At 58.4% G+C, this 11,478-nt stretch carries 14 protein-coding genes; 1 reads left to right on the top strand and 13 read right to left on the bottom strand.

Annotation, left to right across the window (positions count from 1 at the left end):
* Positions 1-19: 19 nt before the first annotated feature.
* From RZS32_RS14695 to RZS32_RS14640, 12 genes are all read right to left on the bottom strand, one after another.
* The gene (locus tag RZS32_RS14695) at positions 20-1,810 is read right to left on the bottom strand and encodes a peptidoglycan D,D-transpeptidase FtsI family protein (RefSeq protein ID WP_317057713.1); all 1,791 of its coding nucleotides are present in this window, start codon (positions 1,808-1,810) and stop codon (positions 20-22) included.
* Positions 1,807-2,154, bottom strand: a complete 348-nt coding sequence (ftsL, locus tag RZS32_RS14690) for a cell division protein FtsL (RefSeq protein WP_317057712.1) — start codon at positions 2,152-2,154, stop codon at positions 1,807-1,809. The genes RZS32_RS14695 and ftsL overlap by 4 nt, the downstream gene beginning before the upstream one ends.
* Positions 2,154-3,119 carry a 16S rRNA (cytosine(1402)-N(4))-methyltransferase RsmH gene (gene rsmH, locus RZS32_RS14685; protein WP_422395918.1) on the bottom strand — a complete coding sequence of 322 codons (966 nt, stop codon included), beginning with the start codon at positions 3,117-3,119 and terminating at the stop codon, positions 2,154-2,156. The genes ftsL and rsmH overlap by 1 nt, the downstream gene beginning before the upstream one ends.
* A gap of 21 nt (positions 3,120-3,140) precedes the next feature.
* Positions 3,141-3,644 (bottom strand): division/cell wall cluster transcriptional repressor MraZ, encoded by a 504-nt coding sequence (locus RZS32_RS14680; protein WP_317057710.1) that lies wholly within the window; start codon positions 3,642-3,644, stop codon positions 3,141-3,143.
* A gap of 682 nt (positions 3,645-4,326) precedes the next feature.
* Complete coding sequence (locus RZS32_RS14675; protein ID WP_317057709.1) at positions 4,327-4,677, bottom strand: Rid family hydrolase; 351 nt, start codon at positions 4,675-4,677, stop codon at positions 4,327-4,329.
* A 1-nt stretch (position 4,678) separates the two neighbouring features.
* The gene (locus RZS32_RS14670) at positions 4,679-5,185 is read right to left on the bottom strand and encodes a GNAT family N-acetyltransferase (RefSeq protein ID WP_317057708.1); all 507 of its coding nucleotides are present in this window, start codon (positions 5,183-5,185) and stop codon (positions 4,679-4,681) included.
* Positions 5,172-6,158, bottom strand: a complete 987-nt coding sequence (acuI, locus tag RZS32_RS14665; protein ID WP_317057707.1) for an acryloyl-CoA reductase — start codon at positions 6,156-6,158, stop codon at positions 5,172-5,174. The genes RZS32_RS14670 and acuI overlap by 14 nt, the downstream gene beginning before the upstream one ends.
* Before the next feature lie 58 nt (positions 6,159-6,216).
* Positions 6,217-7,320 (bottom strand): dimethylsulfoniopropionate demethylase, encoded by a 1,104-nt coding sequence (locus RZS32_RS14660; protein WP_317057706.1) that lies wholly within the window; start codon positions 7,318-7,320, stop codon positions 6,217-6,219.
* Positions 7,320-7,574: a hypothetical protein gene (locus RZS32_RS14655; protein WP_317057705.1), complete on the bottom strand. Its 255-nt coding sequence runs from the start codon at positions 7,572-7,574 to the stop codon at positions 7,320-7,322. The genes RZS32_RS14660 and RZS32_RS14655 overlap by 1 nt, the downstream gene beginning before the upstream one ends.
* A gap of 1 nt (position 7,575) precedes the next feature.
* Complete coding sequence (locus RZS32_RS14650; protein ID WP_317057704.1) at positions 7,576-8,085, bottom strand: DinB family protein; 510 nt, start codon at positions 8,083-8,085, stop codon at positions 7,576-7,578.
* Between the two features lie 9 nt (positions 8,086-8,094).
* Positions 8,095-8,802, bottom strand: coding sequence for a DUF1326 domain-containing protein (locus RZS32_RS14645; protein WP_317057703.1), 708 nt, complete (start codon positions 8,800-8,802; stop codon positions 8,095-8,097).
* A 4-nt stretch (positions 8,803-8,806) separates the two neighbouring features.
* Positions 8,807-9,613, bottom strand: a complete 807-nt coding sequence (locus tag RZS32_RS14640) for a DUF2182 domain-containing protein (protein ID WP_317057702.1) — start codon at positions 9,611-9,613, stop codon at positions 8,807-8,809.
* A 68-nt stretch (positions 9,614-9,681) separates the two neighbouring features.
* Between RZS32_RS14640 and RZS32_RS14635 the strand changes: the two genes are divergently transcribed.
* Complete coding sequence (locus RZS32_RS14635) at positions 9,682-10,419, top strand: FadR/GntR family transcriptional regulator (protein WP_317057701.1); 738 nt, start codon at positions 9,682-9,684, stop codon at positions 10,417-10,419.
* A 5-nt stretch (positions 10,420-10,424) separates the two neighbouring features.
* Here the strand turns inward: RZS32_RS14635 and RZS32_RS14630 are convergent, their stop codons facing one another.
* Positions 10,425-11,357, bottom strand: coding sequence for a helix-turn-helix transcriptional regulator (locus tag RZS32_RS14630; protein ID WP_317057700.1), 933 nt, complete (start codon positions 11,355-11,357; stop codon positions 10,425-10,427).
* Positions 11,358-11,478: the final 121 nt, after the last annotated feature.

Here is an 11,478-nt window from a genome sequence, read left to right as displayed (position 1 = left end):
GCCTTAATCCAGCTTTTGTCTATTGGGTCTCACCCGATGTCAGCGTTATACCGTCTAACGCGGCAGGTTCAAACTCGGGCCGCAAACCCAAAAGTGGCGCCACCCGGCGGATGATCTCTGCCGCCACGGGAACGGCTGTCCATCCTGCGGTCCGGCGTGGCTCATCGCCCGAGGTTTCCACCGGCTCATCCAGCGTCACGACCAGCACATATTCCGGTTTACTGGCAGGAAAGACGCTGGCGAAGGTGGCCAGAACTTTCTCGTCATAATATCCGCCATTGGGCTTGGGTTTATCCGCCGTGCCGGTTTTGCCGGCCACTTCATAGCCCGGCACTTCCCCGAACGAGGCCGTGCCACCGCCCACAACTTCGCGCAGCATTTTCAACGTGCGATCTGCTGCGGCCTTGGACATCACCTGCGGACCGCGTTGATTGCGCGGCTGCTTGAGCAAGGTCGGTTTCACCAAATACCCACCATTGGCCAGCGTGGCGTATCCGGCAGCCAAATGCATGGGGCTCGTGGACATGCCATGGCCATAGGCCACGGTCATGGTCGACAGCTCAGACCATTTGGGCGGCAAAAGAGGCTCTCCGCCTTTGGCCTCAACGATCTCGATGGGCGTGGCTTCAAACAGGCCCAAGGATTTCAGGAAATCCTGTTGCCGTTTGGCCCCAATCATCTGGGCAATTCGTGCGGTGCCGATGTTGGAGGATTTCACGATGACCTCCGTCACCGATAGCTCAGGGCCGTAGTTGCGGAAATCACGGATTTTGTGTTTGCCCCACCGCAGCGGCCCTTTGGTGTCTATGATGGTCGACGGGTTCACCAACCGCAAATCAAGCGCCTGCGCGACGGTGAAGCTCTTGAACACAGAGCCTAGTTCATACACCCCCTGCACAGCGCGGTTAAACAGCGGGCTGTCCTCGGGATTGCCTTCGGTCGGAGGACGGGGTCGGTCGTTGGGGTCAAAATCCGGCAGGCTGGCCACAGCCAGAACCTCACCCGTCTCAACCTTCATCAAGACCGCCGCAGCACCCTTGGCATTCATCAACATCATGCCACCCTGCAACACACGCTCCAGAGCAGATTGCACCGAAAGGTCCAGCGAAAGCGTGAGCGGCTCATGCCCTTGGGCAGGGTCACGCAGCCGATCATCGAAGTACTTCTCAACACCCGCCACACCGATCACTTCGGCCGCATGCACCCCTTCTCGGCCAAAGCTGGCCCCGCCCATGACATGCGCCGCCAACCGTCCGTTGGGATAAAGCCGCATCTCGCGCGGTCCAAAGAGCAGCCCCGGCTCACCAATATCGTGCACCGCCTGCACCTGCTCCGGGCTGAGTTTCTTTTTGACCCACAGGAACTTACGGCTTCCGGTGAAGTCTTTTAGCAAACGCTTTTCATCCAGATCGGGAAACAGCGCCACCAGCTCTTTGGCTGCGCGCTCCGGCTCAACCATCTGCTGGGGCTGGGCATAAAGGCTGTGGGTTTCAAAATTTGTCGCAAGGATACGTCCGTAGCGGTCCACGATATCCGCACGCTGCGCCAAGATCTCAACCCCGGCCACACCGGCCCGCGGTTCAACCGGCTCTGACTGAGTCATGATCCCCATGCGCGCGCCAATGACACAAAACGCCAGTGTGAAAAACACACCCATGACCAAAAGCCGCCCCTCGGCACGCTGACGCGCCTGATCGCGCATTTCCTCATGGCGCAGGCGAATGTTTTCGCGCTCAATCGCGTCGGGATTCTGCCCCGCATCCCGCGCCTTGAGGATCTGCGCCAGCGGGCGCAGCGGTGTTCTGATCATTGCTCTGCCTCCCGGTCCATCACCTCAACCGTGCTCCAGATATCCAGCGGCTCTTCCACACGCGGGAACGACACTTGATCAACCTTGCCAAACTGATTGGGCTGTAGCGGCAAAAGCCCCAACCGCTTGAAATTGATCTCGGCCAGGTACCGCAACCGCTCAGGCCGGTTCAGATAGGCCCATTCAGCATTGAGAAACCGTAGCCGCTCGCGCGCTTCGGCAATCTGTTGTTGCACGGCAACCGACCGCGCCTGCGCCTCTTGTGTCTCGTAATTCTCTCGATAGGCCCAAAAGGCCAAACCAATCACCATCAGAGAGGTCATTACATAATAAAAAGAGCGCATTAGTGTCGTCCTTTCACAATCGGCATACCAATAGCAGAGCGATCTACCGGACGCGCCGGTGCATCAGTCCGCGTCGCCACACGCAGCTTGGCACTGCGCGCGCGGGGGTTTTGAGCAACTTCATCCGCATCCGCCACAATGGCCTTGCGGGTGGTTTGAGTGAATTGCGGCGCCTCGCGGGCCATTTCAGGGGCATGGCGACTGCCCTGCCCAGTAGAACCGGTCTTGATCTGCAAAAACCGCTTCACCATGCGGTCCTCAATCGAATGAAACGTGACCACGGCAAGATGCCCGCCGGGTTTCAGCGCACGCTCTGCCGCCTCCAAACCCTCAACCAGCTCGCCATATTCATCGTTCACGGCAATGCGGATCGCCTGAAAACTGCGGGTCGCAGGATGCGCCTGACCCGGTTTGGCACGGGGAAGAGCGCTCTCAATTATTTCCGCCAGTTGTAGCGTCGTAACGATTGGCACATCGGCGCGCTTGTTCACTATGGCACGCGCTATGCGACGGCTGGCGCGCTCTTCGCCGTAAAGATAGAGAATATCGGCCAGCGCCGCCTCTTCCATCGTGTTGATCAGCTCCGCCGCACTTGGGCCATCCTGACTCATGCGCATATCAAGCGGGCCGTCTTTCATGAAGGAAAAGCCACGTTGCGCCTGATCGAGCTGCATGGATGACACGCCCAGGTCGAGCACAACACCATCAAGGGACTGCGCGTGTTGATCCAACTCGGAAAACAGCCCCTGCACCAATGTGATCCGATCGCTATAGGTCGCAGCCCAGCTTTGAGCCAAGTCCATCGCAAGTGGATCACGGTCCAGACCGGTCACATGATCGGCACCCGCATCCAGCATGGCGCGCGTGTAGCCACCCGCACCCAATGTGCCGTCAAGCCACCGGCCAGAAACCGGAGAAACAGCCGCAACAAGCGGCCCGATAAGCACAGGAATATGAGGGGACATTGCGGCAGCACTCCCCATCGCTCAATCCTCGCCCGGTGGGTAAACCAGAGTGAGGGGATCGAAGTCGTCCGACTGCTCGGACAGCCAGGCCTCCATCTCGGCCCCTTCCGTGCCTTCATAGGTGTCGGCATTCCAAATTTCGAAATACTCGCCCATGGCGACCATCGTTGCCTCGCCATCCAGCCCAATCTGCTGGCGCAAACGCTGCGGCAGGACAATGCGACCGTCTTTGTCAATTTCGGTATCCCAGGATTTGCCCAGGATCATCTTGCTGGCGCGCTTGCGCGCCTCGGACCCGCGCGGCATGGCACGGATATCGGCCTCGATCTCGGCCATCGCCTCAATCGTGTAAGCCTGCAAACAATTCTTGAGATGGGGGCCGTGCAACACGACCATCCGTGGCAGGGGAATTTCTGGGCAACGCGGGTCGCCATCGGCCAGCACAGCGCGAAAATCGGCAGGGATCGACATCCGACCCTTGCCGTCAACCTTCTGGTTAAACTCGCCTCTGAAGCTCAGCGTCACTGCGCGCCTGCCCCTCTTGTTCTGCCCCCGTTTCGATTTTTTAGCCCCTGAAACGAAACGACGGATTGAGCTGCTGCCACTGCCCAATCCGCCGCCCTCGTCCCGCTTTGCGGGGTGTCCAGCTGCGCGCGCCACCTGGGGGGATGTCTGCTCGCCCGCGCGCCGGATCTCTCGTTGTGATGAAGCGGGTGCCTGTATGAAACCTGACTTGGAATTTTTCGGGGTTCTAAATGCCCCTCTTATCCCGTCCTCATCGTGCAATCAGTAATACATGGTACTTCCTGGAACTCAATAAAAATTTACCCAATCAACTACTGAATATGGTTTTTTCAGCTCTCCCAAAACAATATCTTGTATACCTATTGGGTAAAACAACACATAATTTGGGGTCATAATAAATTATTAACACAACATATAGTGTATAATTTCCTTACCTAAAAATTCCCATATTTTCCCGGATATTTCTCAAAGCACTACAGTCAGGATGAGATCAAAACAAGAACATTTTGATTTCAAATCAAAAATTCGCCTGAAATTCCACAAGTGATTCGCGTCAGATCATCGAAGATTCCATGATTTCCCGGCGCAAACACCACTCGGTTCCAGGCAATCCCATCCAGATGGGGAATTCAGTCGCAAAATGTTTGAAAACAGGGGGCGTTAGCCCTTGCAAACGGGGGGCTTACTCTTCCACCGACCTAGCCGTCACCACAACTTCGATCAGATACCCCGGATCCAGCGCCACGCCTACGCAGGCCCGTTGTGGCCAGTTCGCCTCCGGACCGATCCAATCGTTCCATACAACGTCCATCTCTGGTTTGAAGGCGATATCGCTCAGATACACCGTCGCCTGAAGCAGCTGCGTCTTGTCGCTGCCGACCTCGCCCAGAAGCCTTTCAAGCTCCTCCAACGTATTTGCGGTCTGCGCCGAAATCCCATCCGCGCAAACCGGATCGGTGGCAACGATGTAAGCCAATCCATTGGCCTGTACGGCAGAACATCGACCTCTGGCTTCTCCGGGTATGCGTTTCACCTCAATCTCCAAGCCACTTGAACATCACCAGCGCATCAACCAAGCCCTGCTCGGGATGCCGAAACGCCCGTGGCAACCGCCCCACAGTTTCAAACCCCAGCTTCGTCCAAAGCGCTATCGCCCCCACATTGCTGGCGACCACAAAATTGAACTGCATGGCCACATAGCCTAAGTCTCGCGCCGCTTCCTGGCTGTGAACACACATCGCCCGGGCAATCCCCTGCCCCTGTGCGGCCGGTGCCGTAATGTAACCGCAGTTGCAGACATGGGCACCGCCGCCCTGCTGATTGGTCTTGATGTAATAGGTGCCAAGGATAACGCCATCCCGCTCGGCCACATAGGTCGCCGCAGGCATGTCGCACCAGAATGCCAGCAAGTCTTCCTGCGTTATATCCGGATCAATGACATAGGTATCCCCGGGCCGGATCACATCGCGCAGGATCGGCCAGAGCGCGTCACGATCTGCGTCGCGCACTGGCCTTATGATCAATCCCTCAGGCGTTGACATCCACCACCACGCGGCCTTTGACTTGGCCTTTGAGGATGTCTTTGCCCAAACCCGGCAAATCACCCAGTGTCGCAGGCTGTATCATCGCCTCAAGTTTGTCCATCGGCAGGTCCTTGGCAATCCGCTCCCACGCGCGCAGGCGGTTGTCATAAGGCTGCATCACGCTGTCGATGCCAAGCAGGTTCACGCCGCGCAGCAGAAACGGAATGACCGTCGCAGGAAGGCCCGCACCCCCGGCCAGCCCCACAGCCGCGACACTGCCGCCATATTTGATCTGTCCAAGCGCGCGCGCCAGCATCTCGCCGCCCACGGCATCCACACAGCCACCCCAGGTCTCGGCCTCAAGCGGGCGTTTGGTTGTCTCGTTGATCTCTTCGCGTGCCACGATCTGCGTGGCTCCAAGACTTTTGAGATAATCCGCCGTCTCTGGGCGCCCGGTCACACCGGCCACCTCATGTCCCAGGTTGGCCAGAATGGCCGTGGCGACAGAGCCAACACCACCCGCAGCCCCGGTCACAAGCACGGGACCATCCTTAATCCCGTGATCTTCCAAAGCCATCACCGCCAGCATCGCGGTGAACCCTGCTGTGCCAACGGCCATCGCCTGACGTGTATCCAACCCTTTGGGAAGCGGCACCAGCCAGTCGGCGTTGACCCGCGCCTTTTGCGCATAGCCGCCCCAATGCACTTCACCTACGCGCCAGCCGGTCAAAACCACCTTATCGCCGGGGCTGTAACGGTCATCCTCAGACGCCTCGACGGTGCCGGCAAAGTCAATGCCCGGCACATGCGGATAGGTGCGCACCAATCCACCGCCCGGTCCAATGCACAGACCGTCCTTATAATTCACTGTCGAATACTCGACGGCGACGGTCACATTACCCTCGGGCAAGTCTGCGTCGCTGATTTCCTTGACCGCAGCCGAGGTCTTGCCGCTCTCTTCGTCCTTCTCAACAACCAATGCGTTGAACATATCGCTCTCCATCCTGTCCTTGCAGAGCCACGCCCTGCTTTCATCGTTCAAAAAATACTCAAATCCAGAAACACCGGTTCACCGTGGCGCGACGCGTGCCATCCGGGGTCTCGACATCCAAAACCGTACCCGGAGTCCAATGGGTCATACGGATCATGCCGATCGCCACGTTGGTGTCAAAGTCCGGACTCCAGGCGGCGGAACTGACGCGCCCCACCACAGTGCCCTCAGACGTTACCGGCCACCACCTGTCACAGCCGGGCACAGGTGGTCCATCAATGGAAATCGCCCGGATTTCCTGCACCGGGCCTTCCTTGGCCACGCGCAGCAATGCATCGCGCCCGATACACCCAATCGCACTGTGGGTATTGCAAAACTTGCCCAGGCCGCATTCATGCGGTGTGTTATCATCCGTCATGTCATTGCCATAGCTCAGCAACCCGCCCTCGATCCGCTCAATCAGGTTGGGACAGCCCGCATGCACATCCAGATCCTTGCCCGCCTCCATCAGCGCATTCCAAAGCGGCATGCCGATGTCGCTGCCTTCGACGTAAATCTCAAAACCGCCCTGCTTGGAATAGCCTGAGCGCGCAATCACCAAATCACGGCCCTGAAAATCGAACACACCAAAGCGGAAAAAGCGAACGTCTCGCACCCCGTCGCCAAAGACCCGCGACAAAAGCTCATCGGATTTCGGCCCCTGAATGGCCAGAGGCGACACATCAGGCTCGTCCACCAGAACATCCAGCCGCCAGCCATGCGCAATCGCCTTGACCCAGTAGAGCAAGTCACTGTCAGCAATCGAAATCCACCAGCGATCTTCCGACAGCTTCACCGCCACGGGATCGTTGAGCATCCCGCCCGTCTCATCGACAATCGGCACATAGAAACACTGCCCCGCCGTCATGCCCCGCAGATCACGCGGGGTGAGCATCTGCATCAGGCGTCCGGCATCCGGGCCACGCAACTCGACCTGGCGCTCAACGGATACATCCCAGATTTGCACCGCTTCTTTAAGGTGCCTGTAGTCTTCCTCAACCGAGCGAAACACGGTCGGCAAAAGCATGTGATTATAGACGGTGTACGCCTTAACCCCGGCGGCTTCGACACCATCGGAAAAGGGAGTGCGGCGCAGACGCCGCGATGGAGACAAAAGCGCCATCAGCTTTTTCCTCGTAAATTGCGTTTACATGTGGTGGGCGCATTGCCCGTCGTGGAGTAGGCCGCGATGTCACAAGTGGCACAGCGGTATTCGACAAAGCGACCGTTTTGATCGCCGGTTTCTGACCATTTACAGTCCCGCTTTCGAAACACCTGATCGAGCTTACCGGCGACCGCGTTTCCAGCCCGCTGGCGCCCCCAGGCCCACCAGACAAAGCCGATCACGGCCAGCGCAAGGACAAAAGCCAGCGGCATCCTAAGCGTCCTCAGGCATCAAGAAGAGGTCCGAGACCGGCGCAGCCAACCCTGCTGCGCTCAACAAGGCATGAACTTGCCCGCGGTGATGGGTTTGATGGTTGAACATATGGGTGACGCAAAGCGCAACGGGCTTGGTCACATCGCGCTGTGCAGCGCCCGAGTACCACTTGAGGTCCCCTGCGAGGTCGACGCTGCGCAGCGAGTTGGCCCAATGCCGGATCTTGCCATCCAAGTGAAAGCGCGCAGCGTTCCACGCGCCCAGCGTTGGATGCAACATCGGGCTCTCCGGAATGCCGCCCTCGGGTGCCTCTACTGAGGGATCAAACCGGCTCATCCATATCTGATCACCCCAAAGCAAGTGATTGAGCGTGCCAAGGATAGATCCAAAGAACGCACCGCGATCCTTGGTCAGAACCGTCATCGGCTGACCATCCAGCGCGTCAAAGATCTGGCGGTTTTGCCATGCCCCGTAGCGCGCCATCATCTGACAATAGTCTGGCGTGATCATCTGCGCTGCCTAGGGCTTGGGGCCTTTCCAGTCGATCGGGCAAATCTCGGCGGACTTGCCGCCAAAATCCCAAATCCGACCGTAATCGCGCACTTTGGATTTGATCCCACGCGCGGCGATGATGTCCGGGCCCATCCAGTATTTGGAATTGCTGATCATCACAGGGTGATCCTTGCTGGCGCCTTCGACCATCTCGATCTCGCCCTGGATTTTGCGGCCAATGTAAAGTCCGCGCTTGGTGCCCTCGCGTACAATTTCGACCTTCTCCCGCTCGGCCCCCACGATGTCACTCACCAGCATGGTGAAAAGACCCGTGGTTCCACCAGCGGCACCTGAGAAAATTTGCAGGATGCCGTTATAGGCTTTGCCAGAGGCACGCTCATCAACATAGGCCGCCACTTTCCAGCCGCCCTCTGCCATGCGTCCGGGAATATCCACCATCAGACCAACATTTAGACCAGACAGGTCTTCGCCCTCAAAATGCCCTTCATCAATCGCAATGGCCATCCAGGCGTGACAGTGCCCTTCGGTCGGTGGGTGCGCCCCGAGACTGACCACGCAAGGGCAAAAGACCTCGCAAGAGCAATTGAGAAAAAGCTCGCCTTTGATGGCCCATTCGGTGGGCGTCATCTTGCGCCGCTTGGGGTTCTCCATGCGGTTGTCGATGCGCTGCGACACCGGTAGCTTATCTGCATCCTGACGACGTTTCAGGGCCATGTTTCTATCCTCCCATAACCAGCGGCGCGGCCAATACGGCCAACCCGCCTGCGATCAAGATCACGCCCATGGGTCGGATCACCCTATGGCCGATCTGTGGTAACTTTTCCAATACCATAAAGAGCGTGGCCAACCCCATCCAGAGCAGGCTCATCACTCCGCCGACAAATCCCAGCGCCATGAAGCCCCAGCAACAGCCGACGCAAAAGGCACCCATGCCCAGCCCCATACGCAGCCCGCCGTCAAAGCCGGTGCGCCAGTGGCCAAGGAAATAGGTCATCGGGCTGTGACACACCCCGTGGCAGACTTCTTTCGCGCGGGTGAACTGAAACGCCCCCACGACAATCAGCAGACCACCGGATATGAGCGTTGATTTGGCAATGCCCAGCATGTCAATCACACCGCCAAACAACAGCCCTAGCTGCACCAGTGTGATGAGGGCAGCAAAGCCCACCCAGACAGCGAAATAGCCAATCAGCACGCCAAGCCAGCCCGAGGTCGTGCCATCTGCGCTTTTGATCAGATCCTCATAGGCCCTTAGCGTCGGCACCATGGTGGGCAGCATCATCGCCGCCATCATGATGGCCCACATGGCAAAGAGCGGCCCAAACCGGTCCATCGCCATCATGCCTTCGCCCATCGACATTGGCATGCCAGGCTGCATTGCGCGCATCTTTTCCGCCATGGGTCCAGGACGCCCAATCAGGTCAAGGTCCATGCCAATGGCCATCATATACATGACCATCCAGGCCATCAGAATGGTGGCAAAAAACGCGAGCCAGGCGATGGAACGCAGCGACAGAACGGACATGAGCTTCGTGGCCCTTGGATTGAGTCTCAACTGGCGATATAATTGTCAGACATTTAAAGGTCTGACAAATGAAATCTTCCTCTGACAGCAAGCCACAGGACCTCTCGGCGCAAATCGCCCAGGCCATCCGCGACGCCATCATCGAAGGCCGCATGATCGTGGATGAACGCCTGCCTTCGGAAGCGGAATTGTCAGAGCAGTTTGGCGTTTCTCGCTCGACGGTGCGCGAAGCCCTCAAGCGGCTTGCAGCACAATCGTTGATCCGCACGCAACGCGGCGCGTTTGGCGGGGCCTTTGTCAATCGCCTGAGCTACGAGGATGCCTATAGCCAGCACATCACCACCTCGACGCTTTTACTGTCGATGAACGCAGTCAGCTTTGAGACCGCCTGCGAGGCGCGCTATGCCATGGAACGCGCCTGCGCACCCCGCGCTGTAGACCGCCGAACGCCCGATCATCTGGCCACCATGCGCGCCGAAATTCACCGCCAGTCCCAACCAGGCCTGAGCGACGAAAGCTTTTGTGCCTCAGATGTCGCCCTGCACCGCGCATTGGTCGATGCTGCAGGCAACCCGGTGCTCAGCTACCAGTTGGCCGGCGCGGTTGAGGCGATGCAGCCTTTGATGAACATGATCACTTTCACGGCCCGTTCCCGCGAAGAGATTGTTGGGCTTCACACGGCACTGACTGACGCGCTGGAAGCCAACGCGCCCGATGCCGCCGATCAAACCTTGCGGCAGCTTGAGGTCTACACACTTGAGCTTGGCCGCGATGTCATGGCAGCACGCGCCCGCAAGTCAGGCTAGGCTTGTCAATCAAAGCCATCCGGCGCGCTCCCACCAAGACCTTTGCGGAAATCCGTCGGGCTTACGCCGGTGTTGCGCTCGAACATACGGGTGAACGCAGTGCGGCTGGAAAACCCCACGAAATACGCGATGCGCTTGACCGGCAAATCACCCTCTCGAAGCAAGATACCGGCCTTTTTGATCCGCAGGTCGCGCAGCAACTCAATCGGTCCAATCCTGTAGGCGGCAGCAAATCGTTCCGCAAAGCTGGACCGGCTCATCCCCGACAGGGCGGCAAGGCTGTCGACGGTGTGCGCCGCACCGGGGTCATCCAGCATGGCACGCAGGCTGGGCCACAGCGCAGGGTCGCGCAACACGTTCATCCATCCAGCACCCAATGCGTCCCGTGACGACCGCCGCCGGATCAGATCAATCAAGCATTGGGTCAAAAGCGCACGGATCATCGCGCGGCTACCGGGCTGCGGTGCGCTCAACTCCTTGAGCAAAGCTTGCAGAACCGGCGCCAAGCCCTCCGCCTCAGCGATATGTCCATAAAGCGGCGCGCGGATCAGATCGACGATATCAGGCGCACCGCGCAGACCCACACGCAAATGCGCGCACAGCGCAACGATGTGAGAGCCGCTGTCACCGCCTGGCGCATCCTTGAGCAAACGCCGCAGCTCTAGCTCAGCTGGCTGACACGCTGGCGCGGGGTTGTGCGAAAGACCAGAGCTGCGCATCCGATGATGCCACATTGCGGGAATCAATACCAAGGAGCCTTCCGACACCGAGAGCGCGGGCCTATCACGCAAGACGATTTCGCCCTGCCCAGACAAGATGTAATGCAAGGTTGCACCCGTATCCTGCCCCAAACCCACATCACAATTGCACTTCAGCTCGCACACCGCAAACGGGTCGGGCGCAATCTCCAACCGGTCCAGAACCTGATCAAAATCCATATTGGGGAGATAAACGGGTTTCGGACGAAAAGATACGTTCAAAGACACAAACGCACGGTGTTCGGACGAAAAGATACCCGACCTTGTCCATATTTTGACTCCTGAAGATAAACAAACACCC

It is taken from the genome of Roseovarius sp. W115 (assembly GCF_032842945.2).
GTDB classification, from domain to species: domain Bacteria; phylum Pseudomonadota; class Alphaproteobacteria; order Rhodobacterales; family Rhodobacteraceae; genus Roseovarius; species Roseovarius rhodophyticola.
This window is presented reverse-complemented; position numbering and strand designations above follow the sequence as displayed.

Excerpts from the sequence above, each read along its gene's own strand:
- RZS32_RS14630 (WP_317057700.1), bottom strand. The coding sequence starts at position 11,357 with ATGGATTTTGATCAGGTTCTGGACCGGTTGGAGATTGCGCCCGACCCG.
- RZS32_RS14650 (WP_317057704.1), bottom strand. The coding sequence starts at position 8,085 with ATGATCACGCCAGACTATTGTCAGATGATGGCGCGCTACGGGGCATGG.
- RZS32_RS14645 (WP_317057703.1), bottom strand. The coding sequence starts at position 8,802 with ATGGCCCTGAAACGTCGTCAGGATGCAGATAAGCTACCGGTGTCGCAG.
- RZS32_RS14660 (WP_317057706.1), bottom strand. The coding sequence starts at position 7,320 with ATGGCGCTTTTGTCTCCATCGCGGCGTCTGCGCCGCACTCCCTTTTCC.
- ftsL (WP_317057712.1), bottom strand. The coding sequence starts at position 2,154 with ATGCGCTCTTTTTATTATGTAATGACCTCTCTGATGGTGATTGGTTTG.
- RZS32_RS14640 (WP_317057702.1), bottom strand. The coding sequence starts at position 9,613 with ATGTCCGTTCTGTCGCTGCGTTCCATCGCCTGGCTCGCGTTTTTTGCC.
- RZS32_RS14635 (WP_317057701.1), top strand. The coding sequence starts at position 9,682 with ATGAAATCTTCCTCTGACAGCAAGCCACAGGACCTCTCGGCGCAAATC.
- RZS32_RS14670 (WP_317057708.1), bottom strand. The coding sequence starts at position 5,185 with ATGTCAACGCCTGAGGGATTGATCATAAGGCCAGTGCGCGACGCAGAT.
- acuI (WP_317057707.1), bottom strand. The coding sequence starts at position 6,158 with ATGTTCAACGCATTGGTTGTTGAGAAGGACGAAGAGAGCGGCAAGACC.
- RZS32_RS14655 (WP_317057705.1), bottom strand. The coding sequence starts at position 7,574 with ATGCCGCTGGCTTTTGTCCTTGCGCTGGCCGTGATCGGCTTTGTCTGG.
- RZS32_RS14695 (WP_317057713.1), bottom strand. The coding sequence starts at position 1,810 with ATGATCAGAACACCGCTGCGCCCGCTGGCGCAGATCCTCAAGGCGCGG.
- rsmH (WP_422395918.1), bottom strand. The coding sequence starts at position 3,119 with ATGTCCCCTCATATTCCTGTGCTTATCGGGCCGCTTGTTGCGGCTGTT.